The 16,892-nt window shown below is 61.1% G+C and carries 14 protein-coding genes and 1 pseudogene; 4 read left to right on the top strand and 11 right to left on the bottom strand.

The window, feature by feature from the left end; all coding sequences use genetic code 11:
- Positions 1-25: 25 nt before the first annotated feature.
- The 11 genes and pseudogenes from M9890_06800 to dprA all read right to left on the bottom strand — a co-directional run bounded on the left by M9890_06800 (position 26) and on the right by dprA (position 11,886).
- Positions 26-1,066, bottom strand: coding sequence for an ABC transporter ATP-binding protein (locus M9890_06800; GenBank protein MCO5176665.1), 1,041 nt, complete (start codon positions 1,064-1,066; stop codon positions 26-28).
- Between the two features lie 73 nt (positions 1,067-1,139).
- Positions 1,140-2,069: an ABC transporter permease gene (locus M9890_06795; GenBank protein MCO5176664.1), complete on the bottom strand. Its 930-nt coding sequence runs from the start codon at positions 2,067-2,069 to the stop codon at positions 1,140-1,142.
- Between the two features lie 3 nt (positions 2,070-2,072).
- The gene (locus tag M9890_06790; protein MCO5176663.1) at positions 2,073-2,948 is read right to left on the bottom strand and encodes an ABC transporter permease; all 876 of its coding nucleotides are present in this window, start codon (positions 2,946-2,948) and stop codon (positions 2,073-2,075) included.
- 457 nt (positions 2,949-3,405) lie between these two features.
- On the bottom strand, positions 3,406-4,365 hold the full coding sequence (locus tag M9890_06785; GenBank protein MCO5176662.1) for an ROK family protein: 960 nt from the start codon (positions 4,363-4,365) through the stop codon (positions 3,406-3,408).
- Between the two features lie 27 nt (positions 4,366-4,392).
- Positions 4,393-5,121, bottom strand: coding sequence for a glycosyltransferase family 2 protein (locus tag M9890_06780; GenBank protein ID MCO5176661.1), 729 nt, complete (start codon positions 5,119-5,121; stop codon positions 4,393-4,395).
- A gap of 28 nt (positions 5,122-5,149) precedes the next feature.
- Positions 5,150-6,523, bottom strand: a complete 1,374-nt coding sequence (gene hslU, locus M9890_06775; GenBank protein MCO5176660.1) for an ATP-dependent protease ATPase subunit HslU — start codon at positions 6,521-6,523, stop codon at positions 5,150-5,152.
- The gene (gene hslV, locus M9890_06770; protein MCO5176659.1) at positions 6,520-7,125 is read right to left on the bottom strand and encodes an ATP-dependent protease subunit HslV; all 606 of its coding nucleotides are present in this window, start codon (positions 7,123-7,125) and stop codon (positions 6,520-6,522) included. The genes hslU and hslV overlap by 4 nt, the downstream gene beginning before the upstream one ends.
- A 154-nt stretch (positions 7,126-7,279) precedes the next feature.
- The gene (locus M9890_06765; protein ID MCO5176658.1) at positions 7,280-7,642 is read right to left on the bottom strand and encodes a topoisomerase DNA-binding C4 zinc finger domain-containing protein; all 363 of its coding nucleotides are present in this window, start codon (positions 7,640-7,642) and stop codon (positions 7,280-7,282) included.
- Positions 7,643-7,861: 219 nt separating this feature from the next.
- A pseudogene (topA, locus tag M9890_06760) lies at positions 7,862-9,534 on the bottom strand (type I DNA topoisomerase).
- An 86-nt stretch (positions 9,535-9,620) separates the two neighbouring features.
- Positions 9,621-10,709 carry a sugar phosphate nucleotidyltransferase gene (locus tag M9890_06755; GenBank protein ID MCO5176657.1) on the bottom strand — a complete coding sequence of 363 codons (1,089 nt, stop codon included), beginning with the start codon at positions 10,707-10,709 and terminating at the stop codon, positions 9,621-9,623.
- A gap of 67 nt (positions 10,710-10,776) precedes the next feature.
- Complete coding sequence (dprA, locus tag M9890_06750; protein MCO5176656.1) at positions 10,777-11,886, bottom strand: DNA-processing protein DprA; 1,110 nt, start codon at positions 11,884-11,886, stop codon at positions 10,777-10,779.
- A 497-nt stretch (positions 11,887-12,383) separates the two neighbouring features.
- Here dprA and M9890_06745 point away from each other — a divergent pair, with 497 nt between their 5' ends.
- From M9890_06745 to M9890_06730, 4 genes are all read left to right on the top strand, one after another.
- Positions 12,384-13,316 carry a branched-chain amino acid transaminase gene (locus tag M9890_06745; protein MCO5176655.1) on the top strand — a complete coding sequence of 311 codons (933 nt, stop codon included), beginning with the start codon at positions 12,384-12,386 and terminating at the stop codon, positions 13,314-13,316.
- A 270-nt stretch (positions 13,317-13,586) separates the two neighbouring features.
- Positions 13,587-14,582 carry an ABC transporter ATP-binding protein gene (locus M9890_06740; GenBank protein MCO5176654.1) on the top strand — a complete coding sequence of 332 codons (996 nt, stop codon included), beginning with the start codon at positions 13,587-13,589 and terminating at the stop codon, positions 14,580-14,582.
- An 80-nt stretch (positions 14,583-14,662) separates the two neighbouring features.
- A complete protein-coding gene (locus M9890_06735) occupies positions 14,663-15,652 on the top strand; it encodes a dipeptide ABC transporter ATP-binding protein (GenBank protein MCO5176653.1) in 990 nt (329 codons plus the stop codon).
- 120 nt (positions 15,653-15,772) lie between these two features.
- Complete coding sequence (locus M9890_06730) at positions 15,773-16,423, top strand: site-2 protease family protein (GenBank protein MCO5176652.1); 651 nt, start codon at positions 15,773-15,775, stop codon at positions 16,421-16,423.
- The last annotated feature ends 469 nt before the right edge of the window (positions 16,424-16,892 follow it).

Below are 16,892 nucleotides of genomic sequence, written 5' to 3'. Positions count from 1 at the left end.
TCAGGCTAGCGGCGAACATCGCGCCTTAACTTCGAGCGGCCGCAGGAGCAGGAACTGCCGCTTCATCTGGCGGCGTAGCGCCTCGCCCTTGCGGGAACCAGCAGCGCGCCCGCTGGCCGGGTGCGACATCCGCTAGCGGCGGCGATGTCTCGCACTTCTCCTGGCGGAAGCGACAGCGCGGGCGGAAACGACAGCCAACCGGCGGCGCAAGCAGGTCTGGTGGCAGTCCGGGAATCGGCGTGAGCGCGTCTTTCACGCGCTCGCCAATCTGTGGGACTGAGTTGAGCAGACCAATGGTGTACGGGTGTTGCGGATTGTTGAACAGGTCCTTCGCGTCGCCCGTTTCAACGATCTGCCCGGCATACATGACCACCACGCGCTCGCAGATCTCGGCGACGACGCCGAGATCGTGGGTGATCATGATGATCGCCGTGCCGAACTCGTGGTTGAGGTGCATCATCAGCTCCAGGATCTGCGCCTGGATGGTGACGTCGAGCGCTGTCGTCGGCTCGTCGGCAATAAGCACGCGCGGATTGCAGGAGAGCGCGATAGCGATCATCACGCGCTGGCGCATGCCGCCGGAAAACTGGTGCGGATAGGCGTTGATGCGATCCTCGGCGGCCGGAATGCCGACGCGCTTGAGCAAGTCAATCGCGCGCTCTTCCGCCTCGCGCTTGCTCAGCCCGAGGTGAAGGATCAGCGGCTCGGTGATCTGGTCGCCGATAGTCAGAACCGGGTTGAGTGAGGTCATCGGGTCCTGAAAGATCATCGCGACTCGATGGCCGCGTACGTGCCGCATCTCACTCTCGGAGAGCGTCAGGAGATCTGTCGTGCCCGATTCGTCAGACAGCAGAATCTCGCCATTGACGATCTTGCCCGGCGGGCTGGGAATGAGGCGCATGATCGACGTGGCAGTGACGCTCTTTCCGCAGCCCGACTCACCGACGATACCGAGCGTCTCACCTTCGCCGACGTGGAATGACACACCATCGACGGCGTAAACGACGCCTGCGCGTGTGAAGAACTGTGTTTTCAGGTCGTTGACTTCAAGAACGTTCTTAGCCATGCGTTGCTTGCCTCATCCCGTGCTGCGAGTCCGCATCAAGTGACATCGCCGCCGATCCTTTCGTCAGGTCGCGCTAATCGTTCATCTTGACATCGAGTGCGTCACGCAGTCCGTCGCCCAGGAAGGTGAACGCCAGCATCGTGATGGCAATCGCCAGACAGGGGAAGAACATGAGGTGCTGCGCCGACTGAATGTACTGTTGGCCATTCCCAACCATTTGTCCCCAGGATGGCTGTGGTGGTCGGATACCAACGCCGATGAAGGAGAGCGATGCCTCGATAAAGATGGCTTGCGGGATGCCGAAGGTGAGCGCGACGATGATGGGCGTCAGGCTGTTGGGCAGCATGTGGCGAAGGATGATGTAACCGCTGCCGCCACCAGCGACCTTCGATGCCTTGACGTACTCCTGTTCGCGATTGGCCAACATCACGCCTCTGACAAGGCGCGCCATTGTCACCCAGCCGGTGAGGCCAATGGCGATGAAGATGTTCTTCATACCCGGCCCAAGCATGTTGACCATGAGCAGCACCAGCAGCAGCTGCGGAATGGCGTAGAAGACATCAACTGTGCGCATCAGCGCGTTATCGACATTGCCGGAGTAGTAGCCAGCGAGTGCGCCAATCGGCACACCGATCGCGAGCACGATGAGCTGCGCGACGACACCTACGAGCAATGACACACGCGCGCCGTAGAGCATGCGGCTGAACAGGTCGCGACCATTTTGATCGAGACCCATCGGGAAGTACCAGGATGGGGTCGACAGACGGAGATCCGTCGACACAACCTCGGCCGGCCCATACGGCGCGATCAGGGGCGCAAACAGCGCCAGCAACGACAGCATGATGACGGTGACGAGGCCAATGACTGCCAGCTTGTTCTTCAGCAGTCTGCGCCATGCGTCACCCCAGAGGCTCGCCTGTCGAATAGGTACGGCTTCGGCAGCCTCTGCGAGGAGCTGCGCCTGAGAAACGGCGTCAGCGTTGCGGTCCTGCGGGGTTGCCATTCGTTACTCTCCTCGAATGCTCATGCGAATTCGCGGATCGATCACACCGTAGAGGATGTCGACGACAAGATTCATGGCTGCCAGGAATGTCCCGTAGAGCAGGACAACCGCCATGATCATGGGTTGATCCTTCGACGACATACTGACGACGAAAAACTTGCCGATGCCGGGAATGCCGAAGACCTGCTCGACGAAGAACGAGCCAGTGCCGAGTGCGGCAAACAGCGGGCCGATCAGTGTAATGACCGGGATGAGCGCGTTCTTCAGCACGTGCTTCAGAACTACCTTCTGCTCTGCGAGGCCCTTCGCGCGTGCTGTGCGCACATAGTCAGAGCGGATCACGTCGATCATGCTGGATCGGGTGTAGCGCGCCAACTGGGCGAGCGGCCCAGCGCCCAGAGCGATCGTTGGGAGAACCCACGCGCGCGGACTCTCCCACCCGCTGAGCGGGAAGAATCTCCATCCTGTCCAGTCAGGTATCCAGATGACAAACAGAAGCAACAGGAGAATGCCAAGAACGAAGCTGGGGACGCTGTAGAAGAGGATCGCGAGCGTGGCGCTGAAGTAGTCGAGCCATCCGTTCTGATTCACCGCGGCCAGCACACCAAGGAGGATGCCGCCGACTGAGGCAAGAACCAGGGCCATCGCACCGAGCTGCAGTGAAACCGGGAAGCCACGGCGAATGATGTCATTCACCTGCTGTGGCCGCCGTGTGTAGGACTCACCGAAGTCGCCGCGCACGGCTTTGCCGAGATAGATCACGAATCGCACCGGTAGAGGCTTGTCGAGCCCGTACTGCTTTTCGATCTGCTTGATGATGTCTTCGCGCAGGTTATTGGCACCTGCAGGTTGGAACGGACTGCCTGGCGTCAGATTCACATCAGGATGAATCCTTCCGCCGTCACCATGGCGATAGCGAGAATCGTTGGTATAAACCACATCACGCGCTTGACGATAAATGAACATCTCCGGGAACGCCTTCCTCTGAGCGGTCGCCGACCGGACGATCCGTTATCGTCGCGGGAACGATCGGGCGAAAGTCCAACGACCGTCACGCAGCCGACCATCAAACAACCGTCACCTGAACCACTCCAGCGTACGGAGTCACCGTGTGAGGAGTTCGGCGCATTGCATGCAGTTCCCAAATAACGGGACATACCGCGGCACTTGCTGCGAATAACTGGCTCGCGGTCGTCATCCTCACGCGGGCCAAAGCGGGATCGTACTTGTAGTGCGATCTGTTCGTTCGGCGCGGACTATACACGGATGCGAAATCCACTGTCAAGCGTCTTAACGGGTGGATCTGCAGAAATTGGCTCGAAGTTCAGGGCAGAGGTTAGCGAGGACCGTCGTAAAACACGAGCGCGGCCGCACCGTAGATCCCGGTTTTGACGCCCAACTGCGACGGCACGACCTTGACGCTCTCCAGCATGATCGGCATCGCAAATGCGGCAAGTGCTTGTCGGGCGGGCTGGAGCAGCGGCTCGCCGATCAGCGACACGCCGCCGCCGATGGCAATGACTTCGGGATTGAAGATGTTGACGAAGCTCGCCATGCCGGCACCCAGCGCCCTGCCGGCGCGATCCAGTAGCGCGAGCGCGGCGGCGTCTCCGTCGCTCGCTGCCTCGCCGATCGCCCGTGGCCCGACCGTACCGCGATCTCCGGCTGCCTTGAGGATGGCATCGCCGCGACCACTATCGACGAGTGCGAGCGCGTCTCGCGTCAGCGCCCAGGCGGAGGTATAGGCTTCGATGCAGCCTGCCGATCCACAGGTGCAACGCGGCCCGTTGAGATCGACGGTCACATGCCCCAGCTCGCCACCCATGCCACGCACACCGTCGATCAGCATGCCTTCGGAGTAGATCCCGCCACCGACACCCGTTCCCAGCCCGATGTAGAGCAGGTTCCGCGTGCCTTTGCCCGCGCCAAAAAATACCTCGCCGAGCCCCGCTGCATTGGCATCGTTGCTCAGGACAACTTCACGGTTCGTGTGTTCACGCAGTTTCGTCGCAAGCGGGATATTGGTCCAGCCCGGCAGGTTTGGTGAGAAATAGACAACGCCGGTACGAGGATCGAGTGGGCCCGGCGATGCGATGCCTACCGGCACATCCTTCGGCACCTGGTTGCTCTCAGCGATGTCGTTCACGGCGGCACCAATGCGGGCGATGACGGCATCCGGACCTTCGGATGCCTGGGTCCGCTGCTGTGTCTCGGACTGGATGACACCATCGCGGTCAACGACGGCAGCGCGAAGATTCGTGCCACCCAGATCGACTGCAAGTGCAAGTCGAGGCATCTCAGTCCTCCTGCTAGCTCGTGGGTCCTAGCGGAAAAAGCGGTATCGGATGAGCGTTCGCAACACGACGAATGCATCTTTCCACGATATTTTCTTGCCCTCCCAGAACTCTCGCCCGTTGTAGGAGATGGGCACTTCGTAGATACGGTGTCCATCTCGCAGGATCTTGGCCGTGATCTCCGGGTCAATTCCCCAGCGCATTTGCTGGATGTTCAGTGACTTGGCAATGTCTATGGTGAAAACTTTGTAACACGTCTCCATATCGGTCAGCGTGGTGTCGAACAGCACGTTGGTCACCAGCGTCAGGAACTTGTTGCCCAGCGCATGCCAGAAGTACATGGCCTTGTGCTCGCCGAGGAATCGCGATCCATAGACGGCTTCGGCTCGCCCTTCGAGGATCGGCCGTAGCAGGACGCGGTAGTCACGCGGGTCGTATTCAAGGTCGGCGTCCTGGATCAGCACGATGTCGCCGGTAGCGTGCTCGAGTCCGGTTCGGACCGCGCCGCCCTTGCCGCGATTCACGTCGTGGAGGACGACAATCGTATCGGGGTGTTGCCGTTCGTCCTCAAGCTTCTCGCGGGTTCCGTCGGTCGACATGTCATCAACGACGATGATCTGCTTGGGGATGTCCACAGCTCGGACGCTCTGAAGGATTTCGGTGATGGTGCGCACTTCGTTGTAGACCGGCACGATGACGCTGAGGACGAAGTCTCGATCCGTCTTTGCGTCGGTGTCCGTCACGGTCGCTGATCCCATCTCCCCCGCTCCCATTGCTGCGTGATTGCTAGAGAATCGCGTTACTCAGGTCGTCATCGGTGGCAATATCGCCGACGTGCTCGGTGACGTAGGCAACGTCAATGACAACGCTGCTGGTGCCCTGCTCCGGCGCATCGAACGAGATGTCTTCGAGGACGCGCTCGACGATGGTTTGCAGGCGGCGCGCGCCGATATCTTCCGTTCTCGCGTTTACGTCTGCGGCCAGCCGGGCGATCTCGCGCAGTGCCTCGTCCTGGAACTCGACCTGAATTCCCTCGGTCGCAAGCAGGGCAGTCGCCTGACGGGCGAGGGCGTTGTCCGGGGCTGTGAGGATCTCGTACAGATCGTCCTCTTCGAGGCTGTCGAGCTCGACGCGGATCGGAAAGCGCCCCTGCAGCTCCGGGATCAGATCGCTCGGGCGGTGCGACGAGAACGAGCCGGCCGCAACGAACAGGATGTGATCGGTGCGCACCGGACCGTAGCGTGTCGCGACGACTGAGCCCTCGATGATCGGCAACAGATCGCGCTGGACACCCTCACCGGAGACATCCGGGCCGTAGTCGCCGTCGTTGATCGTCTTGTCAATCTCGTCGATGAAGACGACGCCAGACTCCTCAACGCGCTTCAGCGCCTCGTCGATCACGGTGTCGATGTCCACGAGCCGCTCGGCCTCTTCGTGCGCCAGGATGCGCCGTGCTTCGGCAACAGAAACCGTGCGCCGCATGCGTTGCGGGCCAGACGCGCGCATGATCTCGCGCAGCGTATCCGGCAGCTCGTCTGGCGCGACGCCGGTGATGATCTCGAACGGCATCATGAACGGATCCTCATCCTGGGCGACATCAATGACAACAGTCTCATCTTCAATCGCGTTCTTGCCCAGTTGCTCGATGAGCTTGTTGCGGCGTCGCGTCCGGCGGCGCTTGGCGGCCGGAGTCAGCGATTCTGATTCGTCTGCGGATGCGTCGTCGGTACCCGGTGCTGCGTCCAATTGCTCGACGAGCAGGTCGACGAGACGCTGGACTGCCACCTTCGCCGCCTCGGCGCTGACGGCCTCCATGCGCTCCTTGTGGAGCATCGCGATGCTCGTCTCGACCAGGTCGCGAATCATCGACTCGACGTCGCGACCGACGTAGCCGGTTTCGGTGAACTTGGTCGCCTCGACCTTCACGAACGGCGCGTGCACAATCCGGCTAACGCGGCGGGCAATCTCCGTCTTGCCGACGCCGGTTGGTCCGACCATCAGGATGTTGCGCGGCTGAACTTCGTCGCGCAGGTCGTCATCGAGCTGGCGGCGACGCCAGCGGGTGCGCAGCGCAACGGCGACCGCACGCTTGGCGGCTGTCTGCCCGATAACGTATCGATCGAGCTCGGCAACAATCGCTTTCGGTGTCAGCTCCGTCATGCCTGCACCTCCGCCGACTCATCCGCGTCTTCGGTTTCTTCGGCCACCTCGATCGATTCGACAACGATCTGAGAGTTCGTGAAGATGCACAGATCAGCCGCGATCTTCATTGACTCCTGAACGATATCGAGCGCCGAAAGTGACGTGTGTTCGCGGAGCGCGCGGGCAGCGGCCATCGCGTACGGCGCACCGCTGCCGATCGACGCAATGCCGTCGTCGGGCTGCAGCACGTCTCCTTCACCGGAGAGGATGAGGATGGTCTCAGCGTCAGCAACGATGAGTTGGGCCTCCAGACGCCGCAAGTACCGATCGGTGCGCCACTCTTTGGCAAGCTCAACCGCCGCTCGCCGGAGGTCACCCTTCCAGTCGCGCAGCTGCGACTCAAACTTCTCGAACAGTGTCATTGCGTCGGCGACCGCGCCGGCAAACCCGGCGACGACTGCGCCATCGTGGAGCATGCGGATCTTCCGCGCACCATGCTTGACGACCATGTCACCGAAGGTCACCTGGCCGTCGCCACCGATCGCGACGCTACCGTCGCGGATGACGCCGAGAATCGTCGTTGCGTGCCAGCGGGTCGGGAGATTTGATTGGGGGTTCAAGCTCAGAATCACTGCCGTTTCTGTATCACGGCGCGGGTGACTGAAATCGATGGACAGACCGCGCCAACCGGCAATTCTACCTGACGGCAACGATTGTAGTGGCGCAGTAGGAACTGATGCGCCGGGCGCTGGTATAGCACCCGGCGCGGAACCATCAGGCGGGGATTGCGTCGGGCTTGTTCGTGCTGCGTGTTGCTCGTGCGGTGTAGCCGCAGGAGGCGCACTTAACGTCGGTCTCCTTGCGGTTTGTGTACACCAGCGGTTCGCCGCACTGCGGGCACGGCTCGCCGGTTGGCTTCAGCCACGAGACATAATCGCACGACTGCGGATCGTCCTTGCGCCAGTTACTGCAGCCGTAGAAGAGACGACCGCGAGTCGAGCGCCGCTCGATCACTTCGCCGACCTTGCACTTCGGGCAAGGAACTCCGATTTTGGTCAGCAGCGGCTTGGAGTTGCGACACTCCGGGAATCCACTGCAGGCGAGGAAGCGACCGTAACGACCGAGCTTGATCACCATTGGGCGACCGCACTTCGCAGACTTCGTCGGTCGGCTCATCGCGAACCTTGACGCGCTCCATCGTCTGCTCAGCGTGCTGGAGCGTGTCCTTGAACGGGCTGTAAAACTCGCGCACAACTGGCACCCAACTGCGTTCGCCGGATGCGATGTCGTCCAGCCCTCTTCCATGCCCGATGTGAACCCGATGTCGACGATGGCCGGGAAGTGTTCGACGAGGATGTCGTTCACGACCAGTCCCACTTCGGTCGGCGCGAGGCGCTTCTCCTCGTTGGTGACATAGTTTCGTGCCAGCAGCGTCGCAATCGTCGGCGCGTAGGTGCTTGGGCGTCCGATGCCGTTCTCTTCGAGCGCCTTCACCAGCGTCGCCTCAGTATAGCGGGGTGGTGGCTGGGTGAAGTGCTGTTCCGGCAAGAGCTTCAGCAGGTCGAGCAAATCGTTGGCGGTGAGCACCGGCAGTGCTGCGCGATCGATTTCGTCGACCTCATCGTCATCCCGATCCTCGCGATAGGCGCGGATGAACCCGGCGAACTTGATGACTGATCCCGTGGCGCGGAAGCGATATAGCTTCTCTCGCCCGGGCGTCCGGCATCAATGTCGACGCCGGTGGCGTCGAAGATCGCGTTGCGCATCTGGCTGGCGATGAAGCGCTTCCAGACGAGGTCATAGACCTTGAACTGCGGCCCGGTCAGACGTCCCTTCACCATTTCTGGTGTGCGGCGCGGATCGGTCGGGCGAATCGCCTCGTGCGCTTCCTGCGCACCCTTCGCTCGCCGTGCATAGACCGGCGGTCGTTCGGGCAGGAACTCGGATCCAAACTTCGTGGCAATAGCCTCACGAGCCATCTGTTGCGCAACGCTGGCGACGTTCGTGGAGTCAGTACGCATGTAGGTAATGAGACCCTGCGTGCCTTCATCCCCGAGATCGACGCCCTCGTACAGCTCCTGAGCGATCTGCATCGTCCGTCGCACCGCGTAGCGCAGCTTGCGGGATGCCTCCTGCTGCAGCGTACTCGTGGTAAATGGCGGCGACGGTCTTCGCTGCGTCTCGCGTGTTTGCACCTGCGAGACGACGTATTCGGCCCCGTCCAGCCCGGCGAGGACGCTATCGGTTGATTCTTTGTCGGCCAGGTCGGCTTTCTTGCCGGAGATGCGTGAGAGGCTGGCCTTGAAGACGTTCGCCTTATTCGTCGCTGCGCCGTGCTTCTTCAGCTCGGCGTCGACCGACCAGTACTCGCGTGGGACAAACGCGTCGATCTCGCGCTCGCGCTCGGCGACGAGCCTGAGTGCGACAGATTGGACGCGCCCGGCCGAGAGACCGCGCTTCACTTTCTTCCAGAGCAGCGGAGAGATGCCGTAGCCGACCAGCCGATCAAGCACACGGCGGGCCTGCTGCGCGTCGACAAGATCCATGTCGATCTGGCGCGGGTTGTCCATCGCGGCGCGGACTGCGTCGGGCGTGATCTCGTTGAACACGACGCGCTTGACTTTCGTCGGATCGGGCTGCGTCGCCTCGGCCAGATGCCAGGCGATAGCCTCGCCCTCGCGGTCGGGGTCTGTCGCCAGAATGACCTCGCGCGCCTTCTGGACGGCGGCCTTCAGCTCCTTGACCGTCTTCGACTTGTCGCGGGGCACGGTGTACTTGGGCAGGAAGTCGTCATCGACGTTGATGCCGAGCGTGCTCTTGGGCAGATCGCGGACGTGACCCATCGAGGCACGTACGGAGTAGCCCCGCCCCAGATATTTCTCGATCGTGCGCGCCTTGGCTGGTGATTCGACGATCACAAGCCGCCCGTTCGAGGCTGCCCGCGTTGTCGATCCCTTCACTGTTCGAGTCGTTGTCTTCTTTGGTGCTGCCTTCTTGGGCTTCGTGTTGGTCGTTGGTTTCGTGGCCATGTCTATCCAATTACGTGGTTGCGGAGGCGGTCGATTCGTGTGCTGAAACACGCGCCAGCAGCGTTCGATTCCCGCCGATCATCTCACTATAACAATGTTGTCGAGCCGCGCTCCCGCAGCTCTTCGACAAGCTGTTTCACTTCCTGCGTCCGCGAGCGATCGCAGATCAGGAGCGCGTCGTCGGTGTCAATGACAACGACATTTTCCAGCCCCAGCAGGGCGACGAGACGACCCTGACCAAAAACGAAGCTGCCGCGTGCATCGCGAGCCAGCAGCTCGGCATTGATCGCCAGATTCGCTGCTGGATCAGCTGAATCTGCGCTGATCGTACCGAGACCATGCCAGTCACCAAGGTCGGTCCAGCCAAAAGTACCCGGGACAACAGCGACGTGTGTGGACGGCTCCAAAATACCATGTTCGATAGTGACGTCGGCAACCGTCGGCCAGATGGTATCCAGGGTTTCCTGCTGTCGCGGGGTGCCCCAGTCTGCGGCGATGCGCTCCAGAGCCGACGCCAGAGCGGGCAGATGGACGCGCATCTCTTCCATCAGGACGCGCGCCTTCCAGACGAACATACTGGCGTTCCAGAGGTACTCGCCGGAAGCGATGTATTCCTCGGCGACTTCGATGTCCGGCTTTTCCTTGAACCGGTCCACTTCGCGAGCCTGGAGCTCTTCGAACGTTCCGAGTGGCTCGCCGGCACGGATGTATCCATAGCCGGTCTCGGCATAGCTTGGCTCAATGCCGATCGTCACCAGATAGTCGCGGCGGGCGATCTCGATCGCAGCGCGCACAGCCTGCTCGAAGCGAGGGTGCTCCGTTACGACGTGGTCCGCAGCAAATGAGCCGACAATCGCTTCCGGATCGCGCTGCAACGCTATCGCGGCGCCCAGCCCGATTGCAGGGCCACTGCCACGCGGCTCTGGCTCGGCAATGATCTGTGCAGCGCCCAGCTCCGGGAGCTGTCGCTGCACTTCGCTGACATGGGCAGCTCCGGTCACGATCAGGATGTTCTCACGGCAGGCAAGGTTGCTGAGGCGATCGACCGTATCCTGAATCATCGTCCGTGGACCTGGCAGGGGTAACAGGAACTTCGGCCGCTTGGCACGACTCACCGGCCAGAGGCGCGTGCCGCTCCCGCCAGCTGGGATGACAGCAAAGAACTGACCCGTCATGTCCTGACCCTTCACATGGCCACCAACGATTTCGTATCGAACACGTCTGGCGATCTCCTCGCAATCCTCAGGCCCGAACGTAATGCTGTGGGGCCGTCTGGCGGACAAGACCCTTAAGTTCCATCTCGAGCAGTGTTCCGGTCACCTCGTAGATCGGTCTCCCGCTGGCTAGACATATTTCATCCAGATGCAAAGGATCCGTGCCGATCAACTCATAGAGTATGCGCTCACCGGCAGATTCCGGCAGCGTCAACCGGACCTGAACGTGCGACTTATGGTTGGCGAGGTCCAACTGCTCCAGAACCTGCGATGCGTCAGTGATGAGTGTCGCTCCGTCACGTATGAGTGCGTGGCAACCGGCGCTCGAGTTCGCCGTTGCCTGACCCGGCACTGCGAAGACATCGCGGCTCTGGTCTGCGGCAAACGACGCCGTCAGCATTGCGCCGCTCGCTGTCGGCGCTTCGACGACGATCACGCCTCGCGACATCCCGCTAATGATCCGGTTGCGTGCCGGGAAGTTGCGCGCGTCCGGCTTGGTCCCGACCGGATACTCGCTCACCAGAGCGCCTTGTTCTATCACGCGCTCGGCCAGACGACGATTTTGAGGCGGGTAGATCGTGTCGGGTCCACTGCCCAGCACTGCGATTGTCCGCCCGCCCGCGTCAACAGCCGCACGGTGCGCGGCGGTGTCGATGCCGTAGGCAAGCCCGCTGATGACAGTGACCCCGGCAGAAGCGAGATCAGCAGCGAGCCTGGCCGCCATTTCGATGCCATAGTGCGTCGCCCTGCGCGTACCGACAATCGCAACCGCGACATCATCGACTGGCAGGATGCTACCCCTCGCGAACAGCACTGGCGGAGCGCTGGGCACATGCTGCAAGAGCCGCGGATAGTCGTTGCTGTCGGCGGTGATCGCGTGGACGCCGACGCGGTTCATCCGGTCAATCTCTGCGCGGATATCGAGTGCTTCGCGCGTGTCGTGAATCGCGCGGGCGATTTCAGCCGATACGCCAACTGCGCGAAGGTCGGCAACCGAGGCATCCCACGCGTTGTCGATTGTGCCGAAGAGCGAGATGAGTCGAGCGAGGCGAGCTGGGCCAATACCCGGAACGCGCTGGAACCCGATCCAGGATGCCAGTCGCTTGCCTTCGTCAGATTGTGGGTCAGTCTGTTCCACCACGAACGTCCTCTATCTCGCCGGAAGAGCCGCGCAGTTATACGGACTCGTTGTCAGCAACGTCAATGCGGCAGCTGGCCATCTCGTGCCCACGCCTTCCAATTGACACCATACAGTTGCGACGCGACAATGCGAGCAAGACATCGTCCGGCGACACGTCCCTTGTGTGGCACGGGCGGAAAGGACGCGCGGCAATGGGCGCAATACTTCTCGCTGTCGGGTTCGTTGTTGGCATTGTGGCAGGTGCGATCATCGACCGCCGAACAGGTCGCGGTCATCTCGGTGAAAAGCACTCCATCGGATCGCACATTTCGGAGTCCGAAGCGACCTTTCGACATCCATATTAGAGGCAGGTTTCGGCGGTCTGGCGACAACCGCACACAGCGACGGTGCTAGAATGCGCGCGTTGTGGTGATCGTCCCGCGCAATCGGTTCGCGGGCGGCGCGGAAACGAGCCCGCGATTGCGGCAGGCGAGAGCGGTAGATTGGAGCCGGGCGTGGAGATTGACCTCCAGCCGTATGCCTATTTTGAAGGTGAGATCGTCCCAGCTGACCAGGCGAAGGTGAGTATTGCGACGCATGCGTTGCAGTACGGAACGGGCGCGTTTGGCGGCATCCGCGGATATATGGATGTCAGCGGCGAGACGATCAACATCTTTCGCCTTCCTGATCACACGCGGCGGCTGATGAATAGCGCCCGTATTCTGCGGAGTGAGCTGAAGCTGGACGCGGACGGTCTGGCCGGCGTCATTCAGGATCTCGTTGCGAAGAACAATCCGCACTCGAACGTGTATATCCGTCCTTTCATCTATAAAGCGGGTATCGAGCTGACACCACACCTGAAGGGCATTAAGGACGAGATCGCGATCTACGTCATCCAGCTCGATGACTACTTCGCGATGGATCACCCGCTGCGCCTGATGGTCTCAGCCTGGACGCGCATCGCCGACAACATCATCCCCAGCCGCGCCAAGATCACCGGAGGCTACATCAACTCAAGCCTCGCCAAAGACCAGGCTGCCGAGGCCGGGTTCGACGATGCGCTGATGCTCAACGAGCGCGGCAAGATCGCCGAGGCCAGCGGTGCAAATCTGTTCATCGTGCGCAACGGCACGCTGATCACCTCACCGGTGAATGGCGACATCCTCGAAGGCATCACCCGACGAACAGTTGCCAAGTTCGCGCGCGATCTCGGTATTGCACTTGAAGAGCGGGAGATTGATCGCTCTGAGCTGTATGTCGCGGACGAAGCGTTCCTGTGTGGCACAGGTGCGCAAGTTGCGGCGGTCGGCAACATCGACGGGCGACCGGTCGGAAACGGCGAGCGTGGCCCGATCACGCAGAGAATTCAGGAAGTATTCTTCTCATGCGTGAAGGGTGAGGACCAACGGTACGGTGACTTGCTGACAAAGGTGCCAGTTCGCCCGTGACAAATGGGTGATCGGCGGTTTGACAGCAACGTGATTGCCGATTCCGAACGTTTGCGGCCTTTTTTTGGAGCGTGCTATACTGCGCCAGAGGCCAGCACAGATTGAGACCCGAATCACAGGTAACCGGCGCTACGCACGGTCGCGCCAAGGGGAATCGGCACACGCGAATACCGCTTGGTTGAGCGAGTGTCGGGGCCTGATTCGGAGTATCGTAGGCGCGGTCGTACAGACTAGGTAAACCCTGCGGGGGCGGGAGGCGAAGGAGCAACGATGGAACCGTTACTCCAGGTGAAGAATCTGAAGACTCAATTCTTCACGCAGGACGGCGTCGTCAGAGCAGTGGATGACGTCTCATTTGAGATCATGCCGGGCGAAACGCTCGGTGTCGTCGGTGAGTCTGGTAGTGGCAAGAGCATCACGGCAATGTCGCTGATGCGACTGATCCCCAGCCCGCCGGGCAAAATCGTAAACGGGTCGATCTCGTTCGAGGGTGAAGACATCCTCGGAATGAGCGACGAAGAGATGCGCCACGTTCGGGGCAACAAGATCGCAATGATCTTCCAGGACCCGATGACGTCGCTCAATCCGGTGCTGTCGATCAATCGGCAGATCAGCGAGTCTCTCGAACTCCATATGGGGATGAGCAAGAGCCAGGCACGCAATCGGGCGATTGAGTTGCTCAAGATGGTCGGTATTCCGAATGCTGAGCAGCGCGTCGATCAGTATCCGCACCAGTTCTCTGGTGGTATGCGCCAGCGCGTGATGATCGCCATGGCGCTTTCCTGTAATCCGAAGATGCTGATCGCCGATGAGCCAACGACGGCGCTCGACGTGACGATTCAGGCGCAGATTCTCGACCTCATGCGAAATCTGCAGGCTGAGCACGACACGGCGCTCATGCTGATCACCCACGACCTCGGCGTCGTGGCTGGTATGTCGGACCGCATCCAGGTGATGTATGCCGGACATATCGTCGAGACGGCAGAGACAGAAGAGCTGTTCGCGAATCCGCGACATCCGTATACGGTTGGTCTGTTGAATTCGATTCCGCGCCTTGACTCCCTGCGCAAGGAACGGCTGGAGCCGATTCGTGGCCTTCCGCCAGACCTTATCGATCTTCCCGATATGTGCCCGTTCCTCCCGCGGTGTGACTATGCTCGCGAAAAGTGTGAGCAACAGAACCCGCCGCTGATGAACGTTGGCGCGGGCCATCAGTCCGCGTGCTGGTACTGGGAAGAGGTCAGCAAGGAAGGACCGCGAGCATAATGGCAACTGAAACAGCAGTGCCCGCAGAAACCCAGGCCGGCAACGATCACGAAGTACTTCTTGACGTCAAGAACCTTGTGATGCACTTCCCGCTGACGCAGGGCATCATCTTCCAGCGCAAGGTCGGCGCAGTCCAGGCCGTGGATGGCGTGTCGTTCTCCGTCCGCCGTGGTGAGACGCTTGGTCTCGTCGGTGAGTCTGGCTGCGGCAAGAGCACGACGGGTCGTGCGATCCTGCAGCTTTACAAGCCGACATCTGGTGAGGTGGTCTATCAGGGCCGCGACCTGACCAAGCTTGATGGTGGCGACATGCGCAAGATGCGCCGTCACCTGCAGATGATCTTCCAGGACCCATACGCATCGTTGAACCCGCGTATGACGGTTGGATCGATCATCTCCGAGCCGATGCAGATTCATAACCTGGTTCCGCGCGAACAGCGCAACCGCCGGGTGCAGGAACTGCTGGAGACCGTCGGTCTGAACCCGTACTTCGCCAACCGCTATCCGCACGAGTTCTCCGGTGGTCAGCGACAGCGCATCGGCGTTGCCCGAGCGCTGGCAGCCAGCCCGGACTTCATCGTCGCTGACGAGCCGGTCTCGGCCCTGGACGTGTCAATTCAGGCGCAGATCGTGAACCTGCTGGAAGACCTCCAGGAGCAATTCAATCTGACCTATCTGTTCATCGCCCACGACCTGTCGGTTGTGAAGCACATCTCAAACCGCATCGCGGTGATGTACCTCGGCAAGATCGTCGAGCTCGCCGACCGTGAAGCGTTGTACGAGGATCCACTGCACCCGTACACGAAGGCGCTGCTTTCGGCTGTGCCGATTCCGGACCCGGTCGTGGAACGGCGTCGTGAGCGCATCATCCTGACCGGCGACGTGCCGAGCCCGATCAACCCGCCATCGGGTTGCCACTTCCACACACGGTGTCCATATGCGATGCCGGTGTGTCGGGAGATTGACCCGATCTTCTCGGACCAGGGCAACGGCCACTTTGTGGCCTGCCACCTGTATCCAGGGTCGGGCGCGGATCAGTCGAAGGCGAACATCACAACCGCCAGCGCCTGATCTCACAGTCTTACGTCCAACCTCGAATGCCACGGCCCACGCCGTGGCATTCGTCATCTCGTCTGGTGTTTACTGACTCTTGGTGGTGTGCCAGCGAAAAGAAGGTAGCGTTACGAAGGTATGTTCGGCTCGACCCTGTCAAGTGATGTCATCCTGGCGCGGGTCATCGCCTTCGTCGTTGCTGTCACGATCCATGAGTTCTGCCACGCCTGGTCGGCGTACCAGCTAGGCGACCCGACAGCCGCTCGCCTCGGCCGCATCACCCTCAACCCCATCGCTCACTTCGACCCGATTGGCTTCATCGGCCTGATGATGATTGCGATTGGCTGGCCGGCATTTGGTTGGGGCCGGCCGGTGCCAGTGAATCCCGGTCTCCTGCGTTGGGGCCATCGCGGTATGGCGCTGACGGCGCTGGCCGGCCCGGCCTCCAATGTCTTACTGGCGATTCTGTTCGTCTTGCCGTTACGTTTGCTGAATGCGGAGCCGGTTGGCTTCGCCGATGTGCTCGTGACGCAGATGATCTTTGTCAATTTGCTGCTTGCCGCGTTCAACATGATCCCGATCCCGCCGCTGGATGGTCTGAAGATTCTGAACGGCATTCTGCCGTCGTTCTGGTATCAGTTCACTGCCCCGATGGAACGTTATGGCTTCATCGTCCTCTTCGCGGTTGTCATCGTCGGCGGTCGTGCGGGCGCAGAAGTGATTAGCGCCATGTACTCGCCGGTGTATGACCTGCTGCGAACCGCCATCGTCGGATCAGTGCCGTTGTGATTCGCGTACTTACCGTGGCGCCCGGAGGCTTGGAGCAACCACTTCGTGCTGCAGGTCAACGACTGCGGCAGGGAATCGCTGCACTGCGCAGTCGACCCGATCCGGCGGTCGATGTCGCCTCCGTCGCCTGCTGGCCAACGATGCTCAGTGGTCCCTGCTTTCCCGTCTGACACCGTTCGACCGCCGCCATCATCTGATGGTCTATGACACACTCCGCGCCATGGGTTGCGATGACAGAGATGTTCTGCAAGCTGCATTGCTCCATGATGTCGGCAAAGCGGATGAGCGTCATCGTATTGGAGTTCTCCATCGCACGACTACTGTGCTGTTGCAGGGTCGGCTGAGCCGGTTGTTGCATCGGGTTGCTCGCAGGAACGCACACTGGCTACGCCACGGCCTCTGGCTGAATCTGCATCATCCAGCGCTTGGCGCAGAGCTCGCAGCCCGTACTGGTGCGAATGCACGCGTG

It is taken from the genome of Thermomicrobiales bacterium, from assembly GCA_023954495.1.
Classification (GTDB): Bacteria; Chloroflexota; Chloroflexia; order Thermomicrobiales; family CFX8; genus JAMLIA01.
Note: the sequence above shows the minus strand (reverse complement) of the source record. Positions and strands in the feature narration are given on the sequence as shown.